We start from the raw sequence: 21617 nt of genomic DNA on the forward strand, positions 1-21617 counted from the left end.
ATGCTTGATTTGCGATTAGAAAATCATAAAAATAGCTTACATCGCAAAAAGCTCGTTTAAAACAAACCTTGACACGTCTGGCGCCGTGTATTAAAATACTTTTATGAGTCTTTCTGCGGGTATACGTGGCTTCACAGCCCCGGGGCCATGATATATGCGGCAAAAAGGAACCGTCACATGTTGGGAGGGGACATGAAATTGCGTACCTTCATGGCGAAGGCACAGGAAATCAAAAGGAAATGGTACATCATCGACGCCGCGGACAAGACGTTGGGCCGCCTGGCGTCTGAAGCCGCCAGCATCCTGCGCGGCAAGCACAAACCGACATTTACGCCGCACGTGGACAGCGGCGACCATGTTATAATCATTAATGCTGAAAAAGTGCGTCTGACCGGTAAAAAACTGTACAAGAAAGAGTACGTCAGGCATACCGGCCATCCCGGCGGCCTGAAAAGGACAAGTTACAGCGTCCTTTTAAAAACAAGGCCGGAACTGGTCCTGGAAAAGGCCATCAGGGGGATGCTGCCCCATAACCGCTTGGGCGACGCACTTTATAAAAAGCTGAAGGTATACAGGGGGCCGCAGCACCCGCACCAGGCCCAAAAACCGGAAACATGGGAATTAAAGGGTTAAGGAGAAGGGAGGTTTAACAGTGGCGCAAGTGCAGTATGCAGGAACCGGACGTCGTAAAACTTCCGTAGCCAGGGTGCGTCTTGTACCCGGCGAAGGCAAGGTTATCATAAACGGCAGGCCCCTGTCCGAGTACTTTGGCAAAAAGACGCTGGAGATGATTGTCAAGCAGCCCCTGGTTCTCACCAGTACGGAGTCCAGGTTTGACATCCTGGCCAAGGTCGAGGGTGGGGGAATCACCGGCCAGGCGGGAGCAATCCGCTTGGGGATCGCCCGTGCCCTTCTCAAGGCTGATGCGGGAATGAGGCCCGCTTTGAAGAGGGCGGGCTTCCTGACGCGCGACCCGCGCATGAAAGAACGCAAGAAATACGGTTTGAAAGGAGCCCGCCGCGCTCCCCAGTTCTCCAAACGTTAAAAAAATCCCTCAGGCGAGGGATTTTTTTAATGCCCAATAATCCGTAAGTAATAAATAAGGGGAATAATACTTAAACTAACCGGGAAAGAACACGAATAAACGCACTTGCGTTTGGAGGGGGAAATGTTCGGTCTCCGTTGGCTGGGTAGAAAAAGAACGCGTGGGAAAATGGGGAAAAAGACCCGGGAATTTATAAATGGCGGCGAGTTGCCGAAGCCAGGTGGGGGTAATGACGCTCTAAGCACCGACCTTGAAGAAAACCTCCGGCAGATAAAAAAACTCCTTGATAAGTGCAGCGACGTGGTTTACCGGGAATTTGTCTTTGCCCAGCTTGAGAAGATCAGGCTGGTCCTGATCTACGTGGACGGCCTGGCTGATAAGGGCCAGATCAGCGAGCAGATAATGCGGGCGCTGGCCCTGGAAGTGCCTATGGCCGTTCCCGGCCGGAAGATAAGCAGGGCGGAAGCCCTTGAATTCATTAAGCGGCGCGGTTTGTGCATGCACCAGGTCAAGGAGACCGGCAGGCTGCAGGACGTCATCCAGGCAATACTCAGCGGCGATACCGCCCTGCTTGTTGACGGGCATGCCACCGCTTTGATCAACGGGTCCAAAAAATGGGAAAAGCGGGCTATCACCGACCCGGAAGCGGAGCCGACGGTGCGAGGTTCCAGAGAGTCCTTCATTGAGAGCCTGCGGACCAACACGGCGCTGGTTCGCCGGAGGATAAAAAGCCCCGCCCTGAAAATCGAGACACTGCAGCTGGGCGAGCTCAGCAACACCGATGTGGCTTTGCTGTATATCGAAGGTCTGGCGAACGAGAAGCTGGTGGAAGAAGTGAAAAACAGGCTGGCCAGCATCAGGATTGACGCCGTGCTGGAAAGCGGATACATCGAGGAACTGATCGAGGAAAACCCCTGGAGCCCTTTTCCCACCGTGAACCACACCGAAAAGCCCGATCACGTTGCAGCAATGCTGCTGGAAGGGAGGGTGGCCATCCTGACGGACGGGACTCCGTTCGCCCTGACCGTACCCAACCTGTTTATCGAGTACCTCCAGGCTTCCGAGGACTATTACGAGCGCTTCCTGTTCAGTTCGGCCGTGCGGGTGGTAAGGTTCATATCCATGCTCGTTTCTCTTATGCTGCCTTCGATTTACATCGCCGTGGTCAGCTACCACCACGAACTGTTTCCCAGCACGCTCCTCCTGAGCATTGCCGCGCAGCGGGAGGCTGTGCCCTTTCCTGTCTTTATCGAAGTGGTCGCTATGGAACTCACCTTTGAAGTCTTGAGAGAGGCGGGGATCCGCCTGCCCCGTCCCATCGGCCAGGCGGTGAGCATCGTCGGGGCCCTGGTCATCGGAGAGGCCGCCGTTCGTGCCGGCTTCGTGGGCGCAGCCACCGTAATTGTGGTGGCTTTCACGGGTATTGCCTCTTTTGTTTTTGCCTACAGCGCCAGCATCGCCTTCCGCCTGCTCAGGTTTACCATGATGGTCTGCACGGCCGGCCTAGGACTGTTCGGGCTGGTCAGCGGTGTCGCGGTCATCGGGATACACTTGTGCTCGCTTCGCTCATTCGGGGTGCCTTACCTCTCGCCGCTGGCTCCGACCACCGGCGCCGACATGAAGGATACGGCCGTACGCGCTCCCTGGTGGGCCATGCTCACCCGCCCCCGGCTGATTGCAAGACGTGAACAGATCAGGCAGGAGCGGAGGTTGAAACCGGCTCCCCCGCAGGTCCGGCCGAGAGGGGGAAAGAAGTAAGGTGTGGGAACAGGCTAAAATCGACGGCAAACAAGCGGTTATGCTCATGTTAAGCATGGTCCTGCCCACCGCCATCCTCACCGTTCCTTCGCTGACGGTCCGCCTGGCCAAGCAGGACGCGTGGCTTTCGATTGCGGTCGCGGTCCTGGCCGGGTTGTTGATTGCCCGGCTGGCGGTGAGCCTGAGCCTGCTTTTCCCCGGCAAGACGCTCCTTGAATATTCGGAGGAAATTCTTGGCAAGGCGGCGGGGAAAGTGGTCGGCCTCCTTTACATCTGGTGGTTTCTGCACATGGGTGCCGTGGTGATCAGGGAGTTCGGGGTCTTCCTGGTTACGGCGATCATGCCCGAGACCCCGATTATCGTTTTTCACATCGTGGTGGCGGCCGTGGCGGCCTACGCGGTTCGCAGCGGGCTGGAGGTTTTGAGCCGCTTCAACCAGCTGTTTATCCCCTTGACAGGCTTTCTGGCCGTTGCCTTCGTTTTGTCCGTCAAAGACATGCAGATGGTCAGGCTGCTGCCGGTCTTCGACACGGGGCTGCTTCCCGTTCTCAAGGGGGCTGCCGTGCCTGCAAGCTGGATGGGTGAAATCGTCGTCTTCACCATGTTTATCCCCAGCCTGAAAAACCCCGGGGAGGCCCACCGGCTTGCCGCCCTTTCCGTGCTGCTGATCGGTTTTTTCCTAACCTTGAGCATCCTTGAGGCGCTGCTCATCTTTGGGCCCGAAATAACGGCCGCCTGGCTCTTTCCCACTTTCAACGCGGTCAGGGTGGTTTCCATCGCCGGTTTCCTGGAAAGGCTGGAGTCGGTCATTACAGTGGTCTGGGTAGCGGGTGGTTTTATCAAAGTCGGGGTGTTTTACTACGCCGCCGTCCTGGGGAGTGCCCAGTGGGCCGGACTGAAGGATTACCGGCCGCTGGTGATCCCGGTCGGGGTTGTGCTGGTATCGCTGTCTATCCTTCTCCATGAAAACGTCGCGGACATGTTTGCCTTTTTAGCCCTGACCTGGCCGCCTTACGCCTTGCTCGTCTTTGAAGGGGGTATCCCGCTGCTGCTTTTGGCTGCGGCCCTGGCCGGAGGGAAGGGGAGGAAGGGCGGTCGATGAAAAGAACTGCAGTCTTCCTTTTGCTGGCGCTTTTGGCTGTTCCTCAAGCCGGCTGCTGGAGCCGCCGGGAGATCAACGAGCTGGCCATCGTGCTCGGAGCGGGGATCGACCTGGCGGCGGAAGGACAGATGCGCCTTACCGTACAGTTTGCCAAGCCCGCCTCTTTTGCGGGCAGCGGCGAAGGCAGAGGCGAAGGCGTAAAAGGCGCAAGTTGGGTTGTTTCGGCGGAAGGCAAGACCGTTGACGAGGCTGCAAAGCATTTAGCCTGGAAGGTGCCGCGCGATATTTACTGGAGCCACTGCATTGTCCTGGTGCTGGGAGAAGGGATGGCCAAAAAAGGCATACGCGAAGTGGTGGATTTTTTCCAGCGCGACAGGGAACCGCGCGAGACGATGTGGGTGATGGCGGCCAAAGGCGAAGCCAAGGACTTTTTGGAAACCTTTTCGACCCTTGAGAACACTTCGGCCCAGGCCGCCGGTTTAATAAACAAGATGAAAACCGGCTGTCCCGTCCAGCTGAGGGAGCTTGCCGAGATGCTGTCCAGCGAGGGCATCCAGCCGGTAATCCCCTGCGCTGAAGCGAAGTATGAAGGCATAAGCCCGGGGCAAGGGCAGGAAAACGCTCCCGCGTTCAAGCAGGTGGAAATTGCGGGCGCCGGAGTGTTTAAAGAAGATAAATTGATCGGGTGGCTGGACGACGAGGAAACTGCCGGCTTATGCTGGCTGAAGGCAAAGCCGGTCAGGGAAGAGGTCTCCGTGAAAAGCCCGGACGAGCCGGATAAAAAGGCGTCAGTCGAAATAAGGCGGAGCAAAACAAGGATAAAAGCGCAGTACGACGGAAACAAGCTCCGGTATAACATAAAAATAACGGTGGAAGGAGACATGGTGGAACTGCAAAGCCGCGAGGACGTTGCCGAGCCCGCCAGGCTCAAGGTCCTGGAAATGGAACTGGGGAAGACGGTCGAGACAATAATCGCCGCCCTGGTGGCAAAAGCCCAGCATGAGTTCGAGGCGGACATTTTTGGTTTTGGCGAGGCCTTTCACCGGCAGTACAAAAAAGAATGGCGGGTCTTGAAAAAGCGGTGGGACAAAGAATTCGCGCAGGCTGAAGTGAATATCGATGTGGAAGCGCATATACGAGAAATAGGTCTTATGACCAGATTAACCTGTCTTTCGGGAAAATAGAATGAAAAAATGCGCATTGACATTGAGAGGTGATAAACACGGTTTTCCTGCTAAGCGGTTTTTTTCTCTTTGTTATCCTCATTGAAGTGCCGGTCCTTGCCAGGAAAAAGATGTGGCGGGAACTGGCGGCTTTTTCGGTTTATCTGCTCCTTGGGATGACCCTGAGCTTCCCGCAGGTGCTGGGAGCGAAAATACCCAACCCCACAAGAATAATCGAGGCCGTTTTCAAGCCCGTTGCAGAGCTGTTGAAATGAGCGGGGTGAAAAAACGCCGTTTAAACAGGCCGGATCAGCTGATCCGGCCTGTTTTCTGTCATACCCTTCTTTCTTGACTAATATCTTGTTAAAGGAAAACAGATGCGAAGGGGAGTATACAAGCGATGGCGAACATAAAAAACAGGGCGGCGGTTTGGCTGGCCCTGGCGGGGACGGTTGCTTTCGCTGCCGGCGCTTTTTTTTACTGGGCGGAAAAACATGATTTACAAGCAATTAAGTCCATGTCCTGGGTAGTGGCGGGACGCGTTTTGGTCATCGATCCGGGTCACGGCGGCGAGGACCCTGGGAAGGTCAGTCCTTCCGGGGTATACGAAAAGGACATAAACCTGGCCGTTGCCAAAAAGCTATACACTCTTCTTGCCGGCGGCGGGGGCAGGGTAGTCCTCACCCGCGACAGCGATGAAGCATTGAGCGGTGGTGAAAGCACGGTCCGGGAAAGAAAACGGGCCGACCTGGAAAACAGGCTGAAACTGGCCGAAAGCTCGGGGGCGGACCTTTATTTGGCCCTGCACTGCAATTCTTTCCCGCAGGGGAAGTGGTACGGCGCCCAGACCTTTTACGCACCGTCGATACCCGGGAGCAAGGAACTGGCCTCGTGCGTGCAGGAAGAACTCGTGGCGTACCTGGGAAACACCACGCGCCAGCCTAAAGAGGATACGACCTCGATTATTTTTAAAAACGCCAGTATTCCCACAGTCAACGTCGAAATGGGTTTTCTGTCCAACCCGCGCGAGGAGAAGCTTTTACAGGACCCCGCCTACCAGGACAAGGTGGCCTGGGCGATATACAGCGGGATAGTCAAGTACCTTGTCAACTATGGCGACAAATACGTACCCACCCTGCAGCTGGAAAGAAAGTAAAGAATAAACGCGTCTTAAACCCTTGAATTGGTGTCTTGAGTGTTTCCTGCTGTCAAAAATGAGGGCTTCAAGCCCCCATTTTTTTGCCTATGAGTAATTATGTTAAGACATCTTCTTTATTCCGTCCACCCTGGCTTTTTCGGAATCCTTTATAATGTAAGTTTTGCAGCAGGTGGACATACGGCTTCCGGCTTTCTGCGGGGAAAGTTCGGCAGCCATTTCGGAGTTCACTGTATCCGGCTGCTCTTCGTCAAAAGAATCCGTGGCCACCAGTATTTCGCTGGCGCTGCACCTGTTCCCCTGGCTCCAGTAGTGGCAGTCGTTGACGATGCAGTGAATGTGCTGCTCGTTCATAAACAATCATCCCTTTCCTTTGTTTTAATGGTTTTCACCAGTAGTCTGCCCTGTTTTTGCCAGTATTATTAATCTGTTTTCACTTTTATCCAATTCTTGCGGTCCTCAATCCCCTTCGAACCAGGCCTTGTTAAGAAGCCTGACGGCCGGGACGATGTCTTCTTTGGGGATGCCCCCGTATGACAGGAGCACCTGGGGGAATTTGCTTGCCGTTTTTTCGATGGAGTAACTGGAGATGGGAATAACCCTCACACCCGCCTTTTCGGCCAGCTCGACGATCTTTTCAACGGTGAGGGCCGACTTGATTTCCAGGAGGAGATGGAGCCCCGTCCCCTGTCCCCTGATGACTACCTTGTCTTTCATGATCTTGCCGAACGATTCGGTGAGAAGCTGGTTTTTTTTGGCGTAGATTTTTCTCAACCTGCGCAGGTGTTTCTCCATCAGGCCGTCTTTCATGAACAAAGAAAGGGCGATCTGTTCGATTGTCGAGGAGGTCTGGTTATAGCGGGCTGCTTTTTCCAGGTAGTTTGAAAGCAGTCTTTCAGGGAGCACCATATAGCTTATTCTCAGTGAAGGTAAAAATATCTTGGAAAAAGTGCCCATGTAAATAACGTTGGCCCCGTTATTCAAGCCCTGGAGCGAAGGAATAGGCCTTCCGAAATACCTCAATTCGCTGTCGTAATCGTCCTCGATGATCATCCCTTCGCTGGCCTGGGCCCATTTCAGGAGCTGGACGCGCTTGTTGACGGGCATAATTGAACCTGTCGGGAACTGGTGGGAAGGGCTCACATGCACGAGCTTCGCTCCGCATGCGGCCAGTGCGTTCACATCGATACCGTCGTTTTCCAGCCTGATGGGGATAATCCGGAAATTGTGGTCCTTAAAAATGTACTGGGCCTTTTTAAACCCGGGGTCCTCGAAAGCAATCGTTTCATAACGCGGTTTCAAAACCTCGCAAAGCACATGGAGCAGGCTTTGGACCCCCGCTCCGATGGCGACCTGTTCGGCTGAGCAGATGACGCCGCGGGAATGCCGCAGGTATTTGGCGATTTCCCTGCGGAGTTCCGGTTCTCCCAGGTGGCTGCCGTAAGAAAGGTACCGCTGCGGGTCTTTCATGGCCTTGCCGATGAAGCGTTTCCATAAGGAAAAGTTGAAGCTTTCCTCATCCAGGTAATCACTGCTGAAGTCGTAACGGGCAAGGTTATTGCCTGCACACGCGACGGCGGCCTGTTCGTTGGATGCGGTCGATGCGTGGAGGTCGGCAATGTTTTCTATTCTATTGACAAAATAACCGGCCTTCGGCTCGCTGACGAGGTACCCCTCGGCACAAAGCTGCTGGTACGCGGTTTCCACCGTATTTTTGCTTATGTTCAGGTAGGCCGAGAGTTCCCTGATGGAGGCCATTTTCAGGCCTGTCTCCATCCGGCCGGCGGTTATCTCTTTTTTTATATGATTGTACAGCTGCAGGTAAACCGGGGTTTTCGCTTTTTTGTCAAGCCTGACGGCCATTTCCAGCATCGGTACCCTCACTCCTGTCACCAAGGAATATTATAAAACTGTCCCTTTTATTGAGGACAGGCATTTGATTAAATTATAATCAAAACAAAAAAACAATACAATACAACGGGGTGATGAATATGAAAAGATTTGACTCCAAACAGCTGGCAGGGGCCGGGCTGATGGCGGCCCTGGTAATGGTCGGGACAATGCTTGTCCAGGTCCCGACCCCGACGAAAGGGTATATCCACGTTGGCGACAGCATGGTCTACCTTTCCGGGATCCTGCTGGGACCGGCCGCCGGGGCACTGGCGTCGGCCGTCGGCTCTCTGCTGGCCGATGTTTTTTCCGGCTACGGGATTTACGCGCCGGCAACGTTTTTTATCAAGGGGCTCGATGCCCTGGCCGCAGGCTTGTGTTATCGCCTGCTCGTTTCAAGCGAAAGCCTCTGCTCCCGCAAGCTCCTGGCCTTCGGGGCTGCCGTGCTGGCGGGCGGCGCCGTCATGGTTTCCGGGTACCTGGCCTACGAGACCTTTCTCTACGGCTTCGGCACAGCTGTTTTGGGCGTGCCGGCAAATATCACGCAGGCCGCGGGAGGCGGCATCCTGGCGGCACCCCTTTTGCTGGCCCTGGACAGGATGAAATTTCTGAAAGATAGCTGACAAATATATCTCAACTAAATAAAATTGTGTTTATTTTGACATATTTCCCTAAATATCGACAAAATCTCTCAAGGACAAAAGGAAAATCTTGTAGTATAATGCAGTTTAGATAGGGATTTGCAGGAAAAGCAAACAATTTGACAGCATGGAAAAAAAGGAGTGGAAATCCGGAAGAGAGGCTGAATGGATGCCCCTGAAAATTCCTTTGGCGGTATGGATTTTTAATACTATTCCCGAAGGCATGAGTTTGGCGGCGGTTATTTTAAGCCTTGCCTCAAAAAGGGTGAAGCGGGAACATGTGCTGATACTCGGGCTGGTGCACGCTGTTTTCGTATACGTGTTCCGGCTGTTGCCGTTGCCGTTTTTTTCTCATTTCTTCATGCTGATGGTGACCATGGCTGTTTCGACGTCATGGGTGGCTGGCATCGACATCAGGGTTTCCCACCTGTGCACCGTGGCGACCTTTGCCGGCTTGTACTTTTGCGAGTTGGGCTATTTTAGAATATTAAACGGCTTGGGGCTCATCACCCTCGAAGATATTGCCCGAAGCCCTGTTTGCTGGATCATAATGGGGACGCCGCAGGTGCTCACCCTCTTCCTGGCGGCCTGGGTTATAGGCCGGGTCAAGCGGGGGGCGGTTTTGGAAAAACTGGCGGCGGCAATTCGCCAGGCCCTGCAGGGCAGGTTTCCAAGGCTAGTGTTCAAGGAAGGCGAGGAGTGAACGCGTTGGAGATCCCTCTCCCGGCCTTTTTCCTGCAATCCATACCGGAATGCCTGGGCACAGCGGTTTTGGTTATTTCCCTCGGCTACGGGCGGCTGTACTGGAAACCTGCTTTATCCATCGGGCTTATCCAGGCCGCGCTGGTTTACATGATCAGGCTTCTGCCGCTCACCTTCGGCATCCACACCATTGTCCTGATTCTGACGCTGGCGGTTTTATCCACCGTCATCGGCAGGATCGAACCCCGCAGATCCATGATTTTCGCCAATGCGGCCATATTGCTGCTGGCAATAAGCGAATTGATATTTTTCTTCCTTTTTACTCATTTTGGAATTTTTAACTTTTATGAAATGCAAAATAATGTTTTGATAAGGATTATTGCAGGGACCCCGCAAGTCCTGTTCCTCTTTTTGGCGGCATATGTTTACAGGAAGAGAGAAGATATTTGCCGTCTAATCTCGAATGCAAAAAAAAATATGGGAAAAGAAGGGTAACGTCGGGTGTTTAGCGAAATAAGCTTCATGATAAATTAAAAATAAGGAGCGTGAGGCTTTTGGCACAGATACCGTTTCTACCGTGGGTTTTTCAAGTGATACCAGAAGGCATTGCCTTAGCAACCTTGACCATGGCCTTGGGGACCGGGCAGCTTCCTTGGAAGAAAAACGTTTTAATCGGCTTCATTTTTGCTATCTTTGTATATATTGTCAGGATAATGCCTTTTACCCCCGGGGTGCATGTGATCGTGCTGGCCGCAGTGCTTGGCGTCCTCTGCATTTACCTGGGTGGTCTTGAAATGAGAAGGAGCCTTTCTTTCAGCGCAATGGCAATGGCCTGTCTGGTGCTGCTGGAATTCGCTTTTGTATCTTTCTATTTAAAATCGGGCTTGTTTTCCTTTGACGAACTGATGGGGAACCCCCTAAACAGAATTATTACCGGCAGCGCGCATACCATAATGCTGTTTTTATTAGCGTATATTGTGAAAAAGAAACAAATAAACCTGAACTTCCTATTCAGGCCCAAGGAATGGATGTAGCATCATGCCGTATTCAAAACTCAGCACAAGCATCAGCGAGTACATGGCCCGCGAGCTCAAGTTTGACGAAGAAAAGAAAGCGATTATTGCTTACTCTCTCGACAGTCTGTTTCTTTATTTAATCGGTTATGCAGTCGTTATTGCTATAGGGTGGTTAATAGGGATAACCACAGCAACCTTTTTTGCCCTCATAACCGGCGATGTTTTGCGAAAACTGAGCGGTGGCGCTCATTTTTCCACACCGTATCGCTGTTTGCTGTTCAGTGCGGCTGCTTACCCGGCGGTTAGCTGGGCCAGCGTGCGGGCCTTCTCTTTATGGGGCCGCGAACCGCTTTCCTGGGCATACATGCTTTTCATATGTTTCGCTTGCCTGGTTATAGTATTCGTTTTCGCGCCGGTCGATTCTGCAGCCAAGCCTATCGTCTCGGATAAATTCAGAAAAAAACTCAAGCGTTTATCGATAATTGCCCTCATGGGCTTCAGCGTGGGAGTTTTTCTGCTCAAAAACACCTACATAGCATACTCCATAACGGCAGGGATGACCCTGCAGTCCCTTACTTTGCTTCCATTTTTTCAGCATAAAGCGTAAACATAAAGATAGAGGATAAATCAATATTTTGTTAAGTATCAAATTTTAGTAATTACAGCGGCGATTATGTCGCTGATTAATTACAACTATATTTTACTAGGAGGTGTGCTTAAATGAGTAAGGTGAAATATGCGGCATTGACACTTGCTTCCACCGTTCTGCTGTTGTTTGCCTCCGCGACTTCCGTCTTTGCGTGCCTTTATGGTGCTTACCAGCCCGAAACACCCAAAAGCCTGATCAGGTAAACGTCGAGGTGGCTCACCCCCACCTCACACCACTTTTAAAGAGGGTAGGTACATTTGAGAAGCATCGAGACCATCAGGGATAAAAAGATAGACGAATATGTGCATACCACGCGCCTTCTTTTTTTCCTCCTGGGGGGCATCCTGCTTGTCCGTGCCTTCCAACCCGGCGAGGGTTTCTTTACCAATGTCTATAAGAACGTGTTGCTGCTTTTTTTGCCGGCGGCGATCGTCTTGTTGGTTACGCTGGTCTTGCGGGGCAAAAAGGCGAATGAACTGCGGCGGTTGGAAAACATTATCAATGCTTGTTATTTGATCATTATCGTTCATTTGTTAACCCAGGAAAAGGAGAGCTTTTTTAAGTTTCTCCTTTTAATGCCGGTGATGGTTTCCGCTCTCCGGTACGGGACCAGGGCGGGATACTCCTGGGCTCTTCTGGCGACGGTGGGAATAGCCGTTATTGCTGTTGCCCATGGGATGGGCCGTATGGATGTGGACATCCTGGTGGCGGGGGTCATCTGGCTGATGGCTTGGCTTATGGGCAAAATGTCGGAGACGGAACAGGAGACGAGGGAAGAACTACGGCGCCAGGCCTCGCTTGACGAGCTGACGGGCGTGTACAACCACCGCAGTTTTCATACTTTTTTGGAGGAGTGTTTTGCCCGGGCCAGGCTTGAGGGCAGCTGCCTTGCCCTGGTTATGACCGACATCGACTTCTTCAAGTATTACAACGATGCGTACGGGCACCAAATGGGCGACGAGGTTTTGAAAAAACTGGCGGAAATTATTAAAGGAATAGTTGGAGAAAGAGGTATTTGCGCTCGCTACGGCGGGGATGAATTCGCGATCATTTTACCCGGCTGCGACGGCAAAGACGGGGTGGAGCTTGGGGAGACCATCAAGCGCGAGGTTGAAGGAACGGAATTTGAAGGGATGAGTATCCTGCCGAAAGGGCACCTGACGCTTTCCATAGGTGTTGCCTGCTATCCCGAGCACGCGCAGGAAAGGGAACTGCTGATCCAGAGGAGTGACGAGGCTCTCTTCAAGGCCAAGTGCACCAACATGAACAGGGTGGAACTGTATTACAACGTTTTCGACGAAATTGCCCACCTATTGCAGGATCAGGAAAAGGAACTGCTCAACTCCATGCGCACGCTGCTGATGGTCGTAAACGCCAAGGACAGGTATACTTACGGCCATTCGGAACGGGTCATGCACTATACCGTGCAGATCGGCAGGAAGTTGGCCCTGTGGGAATGGGAGATCCAGAACCTGATGATCGGGGCCCTGCTGCACGACATCGGGAAAATAGAGATCAGCCGGGACATACTGAATAAGCCGGGAAAACTTACCAAGAGCGAATGGGAACCTATTCGCCAGCATGCGGTGTGGGGGGCCGATATGATGCGTCCCATTTCTTCACTGAGCGGGGCTGTCAACATCGTGCTTTACCACCACGAGAATTACGACGGGACAGGTTACCCCCACGGGCTCAAAGGCGAGGAGATACCTCTGGGCGCAAGGATCTTGCGCCTGGCCGACAGCTTTGACGCCATGGTTACCAACCGGCCGTACAAGAAACCGAAAACGATCAGCGAGGCCGTGGGAGAACTGAAAAAATTGAAGAACGTTCACTATGACCCTGATGTCGTGGATGCTTTCATCGAGTATTTGGAAGAAACGGGCATTTTGGTCCTTGAAGTGTCCTGAAAATAAAATAAATGTTTACATGATCCGCCCCTGCCAGGATATAATTTAGGTGGGGGTTTTTTCACGCCTGCCGCAATTTTTAACGGGTGGTGATTTCAAGTGTTAAAACTGGTCGCGCTTTTCCCCCACCCGCCTGTTGCCGTTCCTGAGGTGGGGGGCGCCGATTCGCGGAAGGTGGCCGCAACGGGAAAGGCAATGGCCAGCCTGGCCCGCGAGATTAAGGAATTGAACCCTTCCCTGCTGGTGGCCGTAACGCCCCACGGTCATGTGTTCAGCGATGCGGTCACCATAACCGCGCTGGATAGGCTGGAAGGCGACCTGGCGCAGTTTGGGGCGCACATGGTCAGGGTGGAATACGAATTTGACAAGGAGGCCGCGGAGGCAGTCAATGAACACGCGCGAAAGAATAAAGTTCCTTGCGCCCTGCTGGACGAGCCGTTGATTAAACAACGCCGGCTCGGTGGGAAGCTGGACCACGGCCTGGTTGTTCCCCTGTCCTTTGTGGCCAAAGCTGGCTGGCGGGGTAAGCTTGTTCCCGTAAACATGGGGTTCCTTCCTTATGAGGAGCTTTACCACTTCGGTGCGGTATTGAGAGAGGCCCTGGATTCCATTGACCGGGACTGGGTTCTGTTGGTAAGCGGCGATATGTCCCACTGCCTGCTGCCGGGAGCCCCGGCGGGTTACTCTCCACAGGGGGCCGTTTTTGACGGGATAGTCAGGCGGGCCATTAGGGAGGGTGATGCCAGGAGTCTCTTTAACCTGGAGCACGATTTTGTGGAAGAAGCGGCCGAGTGCGGCTTACGCCCCCTGATCATTGGATTTGGCGCGCTGGACGGCTTCCGGGCGGAGGGAGAAGAACTCTCGTATGAAGGGCCCTTCGGCGTGGGCTACCTGACGGCGAAAATAAAGGTGGGCGAGCGCGCGCACGGCCGGGAACTGGTACGGGGCTTGTACAGGGAACGAAGAGAAAAGCTGGAAAGCCGCCGGGAAAACGAATCGCTGCCTGTCAGGCTGGCCAGGCTCAGCATTAGGGAATACCTGGAAAAAGGCCGCTTTTTGTCTGTGCCGGAAGAGGCCGCCTGCTTGAGAGGAGAAAAGGCGGGCGTTTTCGTGAGTCTTAAAAAGCACGGCAACCTGCGGGGATGCATCGGCACGGTGGAGCCGGTCCAGCATGATTTGGCCCTGGAGATTATCCACAATGCCGTATCCGCCGCGTTCCATGACCCGCGGTTTGAACCCCTGGAGGCCGATGAACTTGACGAGCTGGAAATATCGGTGGACGTTCTTGACAGGCCCGAACCGGTTGCGGGGATAAAGGAGCTTGACCCGCAGGAGTACGGGGTGATCGTTTCCCAGGGGAGCAGGCGCGGTTTGCTTCTTCCCAACCTTCCCGGCATCTCCAGCGCGGAAGAACAGGTGAAAATAGCCGGGCAGAAGGCGGGGATAAGTCCGGGCGAGCGGGTAAAGCTGGAGAAGTTCCGGGTGACCCGCTACACCTGAAAACCTGCTGTGAAAAGGGGTGAAGACTGTGGAACCGGCCAGGTTCTGGATTGTGAAAGACAAGGAAAAAAATGAGGTGCAGTGCTTGCTGTGTCCCCACGTTTGCCGGATAGCGGAGGGAGGGACGGGGCTCTGCCGGGTTCGGTACAATCAAAAAGGAGAACTGAAGGTCGGCAATTACGGGAAAGTAACGGCGGCTGCCCTTGATCCGATTGAAAAAAAGCCGCTCAAAAAGTACCTGCCTGGTAAAATGATTTTCTCGCTGGGCACTTTCGGCTGCAGCCTGTCCTGCGGCTTCTGCCAGAACTGGCGGATCGCCCACGGCGAAGACCCGCCATACGTGTACATGCCGCCGCAGGAGGCCGTGAAACGCGCGCTTCAACTGCTGGATTGCGATAACGCCGGTATTGCCTATACATATTCCGAGCCACTCATGTGGTACGAGTATGTTTTTGATACGGCCAGGCTTGCCAGGGAAGCGGGATTGAAAAACGTCCTGGTGACAAACGGGTACATCAACCCGAAACCGTTGAAAGAGCTGCTCGTTTATATAGACGCTGTCAACCTGGATGTTAAGTCTTTTGGCGACGAGTTTTACCGGGATGTTTGCCAGGGGCGGTTAAAACCCGTCCTGGAAAGCGCGAAGCTCTTTGCCGGCCGTTGTCACCTGGAGATAACGACGCTCCTGGTCCCCGGACTCAACGACAGCCCCGGAGAAATAAGGGAACTGGCCCGCTGGATTGCGGGGATTGACCGGGACATACCCCTTCACCTGACCCGGTATTTTCCCAATTATAAATTTAATCTGCCGGCCACGCCCCTTGAAACGATGAGGTTGGCAAAAAAAGAGGCGGAAAAATTTTTAACGAATGTGTTCTTGGGAAATGTATAATAGTCTTTTTTTATTTTTCCGTTTCGCCAAGCAGGAAATAGAGGGCTGTAAAGAGAAAATATTCATATCACCGGGGAAAGAGGGGCGGCCTTATGGAAGAAAAGCAGTACGTGATTTTTGGACTTGGCGATCAGGAATTCGGTATCGATATAATGTCCGTTCAGGAAATAATACGGCCTTTAAAAACAACCAAACTCCCCAATTCACCTCCTCACGTTCTTGGGGTGTTCAACCTGAGAGAGAAGGTTATCCCTGTTGTCAGCTTGAGGAGAGTCCTGGGGTTTGAGGATTCAGCCAGTGATGAAAAGACGAGGGTGATTGTCGTCAAAGTGGAGGACCGGCCTTACGGTCTCTTGGTTGACATTGTCCATGAGGTCCTGAGGATAAGTTCCGGCGATATCGAAAAGGGCCATGACGTGTACCAGGACATTGACAGCCGGTTTGTCAGTGGAATCGCCAGGGTCGAGGAGAGGTTGATAATCCTGCTTAATCTCTCTTTCGTCCTGTAGAAAACTGCTAAAAAGGGAGATGCTATGCGTCCGATTGAAACAAGAAACCTCCAGGCGGGAATGAGAATAGCAAGGACAATACACGATGACGGAGGGCGCGTTCTTTTGAGCGCCGGCTCCCGGCTTACAGACCGCTACATCAAGAAACTGGCTGAATTTGGCATACCCTTTATTTATATTGAGGACGAGCTGGTCGGGCCTCTTGAGGTTGAAGACGTCATTCATGACAGGGTCCGAATTCAAACGGTTGCCGCCCTGAAACAGATTGCCGAAAACATCCGCTTGAGCAAGGAAGTTGACTTCCGGCAGATCAGCGATTTAGTAAATAAAATCTTGGATGACCTGAGGGAGATTCCCAATCTTCTCGTGCAGCTTATGGACATTAGAAGCTCCAACATGTACAATTACAACCACGCCATCAGCGTTTGCGTGCTGAGCGCGCTGACGGGAAAGGTACTTATGCTTGATGACCTGAAAATCAAGGCCCTGGGAATGGGAGCGATCCTGCATGATGTTGGCAAGACCATCAGCGAAGGGCCGGAACATACCCTGCACGGTTTTGAGATCTTGAGAAATAACCGGATGCTTAACGTGATGATCGCCCATGTGGCTTACCAGCACCATGAAAAGTATGATGGGAGCGGATTTCCCAGGCAGTTGAAGGCGGAAGACATTCACCTTTTCGCCTCGATTGTGGGTGTTGCCAATTGTTATGACAATCTTGTGTCCGCTGCTGATCCCGGCAAACGTCTCTATCCTTACCAGGCGCTGGAAAAGGTGACGGCTGAAAGCGGCAGGTCATTCCATCCCGAAATTGTGAAGGCCTTTTGCCAGAACATAGCTCCTTACCCCGTGGGTACGGCTGTCCGGCTTAACAACGGGGCGGTCGGCGTGGTTATAAAGGTCCAAAAGAACTTCCCGACACGGCCTGTGGTTAAGCTGATAACGAACCATGTCGGGGTTCTCCTTAACAACTTCCCGGAGATTGACCTGATGAAAGAAAGGACGCTTTTCATCAACCAGATCATCAGCGAACAGGAACGACAGGACATCGTTGCCGGGTAGGCGCTTTTGCGGCCCCTGGCGCGGCAGTTCAGAAAACCCGTTGCCCTGTTAAAGTGAACCCTGGTTTTTCCAAAGGGTTCATTTATCGTTTTACTTAAATTTATATTGCATAAATATACAACAAAATGTATAATTATTAAAACAGCTGGAAGAAAGGACGTATAAGCATGGTGATCAATGCGAGCATAATCGGCGCAACCGGTTATACGGGGCAGGAACTGGTCAGGCTGTTGTGCCGCCATCCGGGCGTGAAAATAGCGGGCCTGGGAACGCAAACATATGCCGGCCGGCCTTTGTCCGATGTGTACCCGCATTTCCGCGGCATTGTGGACAGCGCGTGCCGGGCCGCGGAGGACCCGGGACTACTGGAAGAGGCCGACGTAATATTCTTAGCGCTGCCTCACGGCCTCAGCGTTCCTTACGTGGAAAGCGCGCTGCGGCTGAACAAGAGAGTGGTTGACCTGGGGGCCGATTTTCGCCTGAAGCGGCCCGGAGTTTATGAAGAATGGTACAACAAGGAAGGACCCGCTCCCGCCATCCTGAACGCTGCGGTTTACGGCCTGCCGGAAATATACAGGGAAGAGATTAAGAACGCCCGGGTAGTGGCCAATCCCGGCTGCTATCCCACCGCGGCCGTACTGGCACTGGCGCCGCTTATAAAGCACAATCTGGTGGACAGGAACATGATCATCATTGACAGCAAATCGGGCGTGAGCGGTGCCGGCCGCTCCCTGTCCACGAATTCCCTTTTCGCCGAGGTGGATGGCGACTTCAAGGCTTACGGCCTGCCGCGGCACCGCCATACGCCGGAGATCGAGCAGGAGCTGGCAGCGCTGGCCGGGGAAGAGATCAGGGTGTCTTTCACCCCGCATCTTTTGCCCATGACCAGGGGGATGCTGAGCACGATTTATACGGTACCCCATACGCATGTGGACCTTAAAAAAATAGAGCAGGTATACAGGGAGTTTTACAGCGGCGAGCCCTTTGTCAGGGTGCTGCCGGCAGGCCGCGTTCCCCAAACCAAATGGGTTTTGGGAACCAATTTCTGCGACATCGGGCTGGTCTGGGACGAACGGACAAAAAGGCTGGTCGTCATCTCGGCAATCGACAACCTGGTGAAAGGGGCTTCCGGCCAGGCCGTCCAAAACATGAACATCATGTGCGGGTTTGAAGAAAAGATGGGACTTGACATGATCGCGGTTTATCCGTGAAAGGGGGTTGAAAGACAGTGCTGCAGCGAATAAAAGGGGGAGGGATAACATCTCCTCAGGGTTTCATGGCGGGCGTGGCCCAGGCCGGCATCAAGCACCCCGGCCGCTATGACCTGGCTCTGGTATTATCGAAGGCGCCTGCTGCGGCAGCCGGGGTATTCACCACCAATAAATTCCAGGCGGCGCCGGTGCTGGTATCGAAGGAACACCTGGCCAGGGAAAAAGCGCGCGGTTTTGTGGTCAACAGCGGCTGCGCCAATGCGTGCACGGGAGAGCAAGGACTTGACGACGCGCGGGCGATGGCCGGCGAAGCGGCAAAAAGCACGGGCTGTGAAAGCGGTGAGATGCTTGTGGCCTCGACTGGCGTGATCGGGGTACCCCTGCCCATGGATAAAATCCTGCTCGGGGTCCGGGAAGCCGCTTTTGGCCTTTCGGTGGAAAACGGAAGCCTAGCGGCCAGGGCCATTATGACCACCGACACTTTTCCCAAGGAAACGGCGGTCAGGTTTATGCTTAACGGGAAAGCCGTCACCATCGGGGGGATGGCCAAAGGTTCGGGGATGATCCATCCGGATATGGCCACCTTGCTGGGTTTTGTTGCCACAGACGCGGCGGTAACTCCGCGGTGCCTGAAGCTCGCCTTGAGGTCGGCAGTCGATTGTTCGTTCAATATGGTTACCGTAGACCGGGACACCAGCACTAACGATTCCCTGTTTGTTTTGGCCAACGGCCTGGCCGGGAATGCGCCGGTTGATGACGAAAACAGCGAAGAATACGGCGTGTTCCAGGAGGCCTTGACTCAGGTCTGCGTTGAACTTGCCAGGATGGTCGCCCGCGACGGGGAAGGAGCCACCAAGCTGGTGGAGGTACGGGTAATCAATGCCCCTACGGAGGCCGATGCAAGAGCGGGCGCCCGGAGCATCGCCGCTTCGAACCTGGTCAAAGCGGCTGTTTTCGGTGAGGACGCCAACTGGGGGCGGATCGTTTGCGCCCTGGGCTATTCAGGAGCCAGCTTTGAACCCGCTCTTGTCGATGTTTACCTGGGTGACCTGCAGGTGGCCAGGAACGGGTGCGGTCTGGCCTTTGATGAAGAACGTGCTGCCGGCATACTGGCCGGGAATACCGTTGTAATCAAGGTGGACTTAAAACAGGGGAGCGCCGGGGCTGTGGCATGGGGGTGCGATTTGACATATGATTATGTGAAAATAAACGGGGCGTACCGCACATAAATGCTTTTCATTGCCTGTTTTCCGCATTGCAAGGCGGCAAACAGAAGGCGGAAAGCAGAGAACGGATAATCGAGCACGAGGAGGCTTAAGAAATGCTGTCTGCGGTGGAAAAGGCCGGTATCCTGATGGAGGCCCTGCCGTACATCCAGTCCTTTGCCGGCAAGACCATTGTAATAAAATACGGCGGGCACGCCATGACTGATACCCAGCTGGAAGAGATGGTCTTAAAAGACATTATCATGATGAAGCTTGTGGGAATGAACCCCGTAGTAGTACACGGCGGTGGACCGGTTATTGATGACTGGCTCAAGAAGATCAATGTCGAGGCCAGGTTCGTCAACGGCTTGCGGGTCACCGACGAAATCACCATGGAAGTGGTGGAGATGGTGCTGGCGGGCAAAGTGAACAAGGGTATCGTCAGCCGCATCAACAGTTTCGGGGGAAAAGCCGTTGGACTGTGCGGCAAGGACGGCAGGCTCATCATCGCGGAAAAAATAGGAGGGGCTGATAATCTCGGTCTGGTCGGGGAAGTTGCCGGGGTAAACCCCGGAATAATACATACCCTTACCGGCGAGGGATATATCCCGGTGGTGGCTCCTGTCGGTGTGAGCCTTCAAGGGGAGACGCTGAACATCAATGCCGATTATGTCGCGGGCGCGCTGGGGGGCGCCCTCAAGGCTCACAAGCTTGTCTTGCTGACCGATGTGGAGGGCATTTATCTGGGCGATGGGCCTGAATCACTGGCCTCGCGCCTGACAAAGGGAGAAATCGCCGGACTTATCGAGGGCGGTGTGATCAGGGGGGGAATGATTCCCAAGGCTGAAAGCTGCCTTTTTGCCCTGGAAAAAGGCGTGGAAAACGTGCACATCGTGGACGGGAGAAAACCCCATTCCCTGCTCTTGGAGATATTTACCAGGGAAGGCATTGGGACAATGGTTGTAAATGAGTGAAAAGGAGGAATACTGGCGTGAATAACGATACTATTATTAACATGGGCCGGGAGTACGTCATGAACACCTATCCCCGCCATTCTTTCGCCCTCGTAAGGGGCCTGGGAAGTTATGTTTGGGATGCTAACGGCAAGAAGTACCTGGATTTTGTGGCAGGGATAGCGGTCAACAACATCGGCCACTGCCACCCCAGGGTGGTGGAAGCGCTGCGCGAACAGGCGGGGATGCTGCTGCACTGTTCCAATCTTTACTGGATCGAGCCCCAGGTCAAGCTGGCCAAACTGCTGGTCGACAATTCCTTTGCCACTAAGGTTTTCTTTTGCAACAGCGGCGCCGAGGCCAACGAAACAGCCATTAAGCTGGCGCGTAAGTGGTCTTACAATAAATACGGGGCGGGCAGGTCCGTCATCATCAGCGCCGTCAACTCCTTCCACGGCAGGACGCTGACCGCCCTGACCGCGACCGGCCAGGAAAAGTACCAGAAAGGATTCGAACCGCTTACCCCCGGGTTTACCCATGTTCCATACAACGACCTGGACGCGCTCAAAGCGGCCATCACGCCGGAAACCTGCGCGGTGCTGCTTGAACCGGTGCAGGGCGAAGGCGGCGTTAACGTGCCTGGAAGCGGCTACCTGGAGGGGGTACGGGAGCTGTGCGACAAGCATGACCTGCTGTTAATGCTGGATGAGGTCCAGACCGGCCTGGGGAGGACGGGCAAGCTCTTCGGTTATGAGCATTACGGGATAACGCCCGATGTCATCACCCTGGCCAAGGGCCTGGGTGGCGGCGTGCCTATCGGGGCCTGCCTGGCCCGCGGCGAGGCGGCTGAGACCTTCCAGCCGGGAGAACATGCCGCCACCTTCGGGGGTAACCCCCTGGCCACAGCCGCCGCTCTTGCCGCCTTTTCGGTGATCATCGACGAAAAGCTGCCTGAGCAGGCTCAAAAAAAGGGCGAATACATCATTTCCAGGGTCGAAGCGATGAAAAAGGACCACCGGGCCATACTCGGAGCGAGAGGCCAGGGGCTGCTGATCGGCATACCTCTTGCCGTCGAGGGTAAACCCATCCAGGATAAATGCCAGGGAAAAGGGCTGCTTATCAACTGCGTCCAAAGCAGCGTGCTTCGCCTCATTCCCCCGCTCAACGTCACGTACGAGGAGATCGACAAAGGTATGGACATCCTTGAAGAGGCCGTGGCGGAGGCGGAGGCCGGGAAGTAAAAAAAGCGG

Annotated in this window: 24 protein-coding genes; 22 read left to right on the top strand and 2 right to left on the bottom strand. The window is 53.9% G+C overall.

From position 1 onward, the window contains the following. The first annotated feature begins 192 nt into the window (after window positions 1–192). The 7 genes from rplM to NUV48_11070 all read left to right on the top strand — a co-directional run bounded on the left by rplM (window position 193) and on the right by NUV48_11070 (window position 6224). Window positions 193–633, top strand: coding sequence for a 50S ribosomal protein L13 (gene rplM, locus NUV48_11040; GenBank protein ID MCR4442672.1), 441 nt, complete (start codon window positions 193–195; stop codon window positions 631–633). 19 nt (window positions 634–652) lie between these two features. Then, window positions 653–1045 (top strand): 30S ribosomal protein S9, encoded by a 393-nt coding sequence (gene rpsI / locus NUV48_11045; protein ID MCR4442673.1) that lies wholly within the window; start codon window positions 653–655, stop codon window positions 1043–1045. A gap of 123 nt (window positions 1046–1168) precedes the next feature. Next, window positions 1169–2803: a spore germination protein gene (locus NUV48_11050; protein MCR4442674.1), complete on the top strand. Its 1635-nt coding sequence runs from the start codon at window positions 1169–1171 to the stop codon at window positions 2801–2803. Between the two features lies 1 nt (window position 2804). Then, window positions 2805–3905 carry a spore germination protein gene (locus NUV48_11055; GenBank protein ID MCR4442675.1) on the top strand — a complete coding sequence of 367 codons (1101 nt, stop codon included), beginning with the start codon at window positions 2805–2807 and terminating at the stop codon, window positions 3903–3905. Beyond that, window positions 3902–5089, top strand: coding sequence for a Ger(x)C family spore germination protein (locus NUV48_11060; protein ID MCR4442676.1), 1188 nt, complete (start codon window positions 3902–3904; stop codon window positions 5087–5089). Before NUV48_11055 ends, NUV48_11060 begins: the two co-directional genes overlap by 4 nt. A gap of 29 nt (window positions 5090–5118) precedes the next feature. Beyond that, window positions 5119–5343 (top strand): hypothetical protein, encoded by a 225-nt coding sequence (locus NUV48_11065; GenBank protein MCR4442677.1) that lies wholly within the window; start codon window positions 5119–5121, stop codon window positions 5341–5343. 125 nt (window positions 5344–5468) lie between these two features. Then, the gene (locus NUV48_11070; protein MCR4442678.1) at window positions 5469–6224 is read left to right on the top strand and encodes an N-acetylmuramoyl-L-alanine amidase; all 756 of its coding nucleotides are present in this window, start codon (window positions 5469–5471) and stop codon (window positions 6222–6224) included. A gap of 102 nt (window positions 6225–6326) precedes the next feature. Here NUV48_11070 and NUV48_11075 read toward each other — a convergent pair whose 3' ends face one another. Together NUV48_11075 and NUV48_11080 are read right to left on the bottom strand one after the other, a co-directional pair. After that, window positions 6327–6578: a DUF1540 domain-containing protein gene (locus NUV48_11075; protein ID MCR4442679.1), complete on the bottom strand. Its 252-nt coding sequence runs from the start codon at window positions 6576–6578 to the stop codon at window positions 6327–6329. Between the two features lie 105 nt (window positions 6579–6683). Continuing rightward, window positions 6684–8096: a PLP-dependent aminotransferase family protein gene (locus NUV48_11080; protein MCR4442680.1), complete on the bottom strand. Its 1413-nt coding sequence runs from the start codon at window positions 8094–8096 to the stop codon at window positions 6684–6686. Window positions 8097–8215: 119 nt separating this feature from the next. Here NUV48_11080 and NUV48_11085 point away from each other — a divergent pair, with 119 nt between their 5' ends. From NUV48_11085 to NUV48_11155, 15 genes are all read left to right on the top strand, one after another. After that, a complete protein-coding gene (locus NUV48_11085) occupies window positions 8216–8737 on the top strand; it encodes an ECF transporter S component (protein MCR4442681.1) in 522 nt (173 codons plus the stop codon). Between the two features lie 187 nt (window positions 8738–8924). After that, window positions 8925–9458 (top strand): hypothetical protein, encoded by a 534-nt coding sequence (locus tag NUV48_11090; protein MCR4442682.1) that lies wholly within the window; start codon window positions 8925–8927, stop codon window positions 9456–9458. Further along, complete coding sequence (locus NUV48_11095) at window positions 9455–9952, top strand: hypothetical protein (protein ID MCR4442683.1); 498 nt, start codon at window positions 9455–9457, stop codon at window positions 9950–9952. Before NUV48_11090 ends, NUV48_11095 begins: the two co-directional genes overlap by 4 nt. Window positions 9953–10011: 59 nt before the next feature. Further along, a complete protein-coding gene (locus tag NUV48_11100) occupies window positions 10012–10491 on the top strand; it encodes a hypothetical protein (GenBank protein ID MCR4442684.1) in 480 nt (159 codons plus the stop codon). A 4-nt stretch (window positions 10492–10495) separates the two neighbouring features. Beyond that, a complete protein-coding gene (locus NUV48_11105) occupies window positions 10496–11080 on the top strand; it encodes an accessory gene regulator B family protein (GenBank protein MCR4442685.1) in 585 nt (194 codons plus the stop codon). Between the two features lie 113 nt (window positions 11081–11193). Continuing rightward, window positions 11194–11325 carry a cyclic lactone autoinducer peptide gene (locus NUV48_11110; GenBank protein MCR4442686.1) on the top strand — a complete coding sequence of 44 codons (132 nt, stop codon included), beginning with the start codon at window positions 11194–11196 and terminating at the stop codon, window positions 11323–11325. A 54-nt stretch (window positions 11326–11379) separates the two neighbouring features. Beyond that, window positions 11380–13032, top strand: a complete 1653-nt coding sequence (locus NUV48_11115; GenBank protein MCR4442687.1) for a diguanylate cyclase — start codon at window positions 11380–11382, stop codon at window positions 13030–13032. A 99-nt stretch (window positions 13033–13131) separates the two neighbouring features. Further along, entirely contained in the window at window positions 13132–14532 is a 1401-nt protein-coding gene (amrA, locus tag NUV48_11120) for an AmmeMemoRadiSam system protein A (GenBank protein ID MCR4442688.1), read from the top strand. Between the two features lie 28 nt (window positions 14533–14560). After that, window positions 14561–15424, top strand: coding sequence for an AmmeMemoRadiSam system radical SAM enzyme (amrS, locus tag NUV48_11125; GenBank protein ID MCR4442689.1), 864 nt, complete (start codon window positions 14561–14563; stop codon window positions 15422–15424). 92 nt (window positions 15425–15516) lie between these two features. Continuing rightward, window positions 15517–15933, top strand: a complete 417-nt coding sequence (locus NUV48_11130) for a chemotaxis protein CheW (GenBank protein ID MCR4442690.1) — start codon at window positions 15517–15519, stop codon at window positions 15931–15933. A 24-nt stretch (window positions 15934–15957) separates the two neighbouring features. Continuing rightward, the gene (locus NUV48_11135) at window positions 15958–16998 is read left to right on the top strand and encodes an HD domain-containing protein (GenBank protein MCR4442691.1); all 1041 of its coding nucleotides are present in this window, start codon (window positions 15958–15960) and stop codon (window positions 16996–16998) included. A 167-nt stretch (window positions 16999–17165) separates the two neighbouring features. After that, window positions 17166–18209 (top strand): N-acetyl-gamma-glutamyl-phosphate reductase, encoded by a 1044-nt coding sequence (gene argC, locus NUV48_11140; protein MCR4442692.1) that lies wholly within the window; start codon window positions 17166–17168, stop codon window positions 18207–18209. A gap of 17 nt (window positions 18210–18226) precedes the next feature. Then, complete coding sequence (gene argJ / locus NUV48_11145) at window positions 18227–19438, top strand: bifunctional glutamate N-acetyltransferase/amino-acid acetyltransferase ArgJ (protein ID MCR4442693.1); 1212 nt, start codon at window positions 18227–18229, stop codon at window positions 19436–19438. Window positions 19439–19530: 92 nt separating this feature from the next. Continuing rightward, complete coding sequence (argB, locus tag NUV48_11150; protein MCR4442694.1) at window positions 19531–20388, top strand: acetylglutamate kinase; 858 nt, start codon at window positions 19531–19533, stop codon at window positions 20386–20388. A 17-nt stretch (window positions 20389–20405) separates the two neighbouring features. After that, window positions 20406–21608: an acetylornithine transaminase gene (locus tag NUV48_11155; GenBank protein ID MCR4442695.1), complete on the top strand. Its 1203-nt coding sequence runs from the start codon at window positions 20406–20408 to the stop codon at window positions 21606–21608. Window positions 21609–21617 lie beyond the last annotated feature (9 nt).

The sequence above is a fragment of the Peptococcaceae bacterium genome (assembly GCA_024655825.1).
GTDB lineage: Bacteria > Bacillota > Peptococcia > DRI-13 > PHAD01 > JANLFJ01.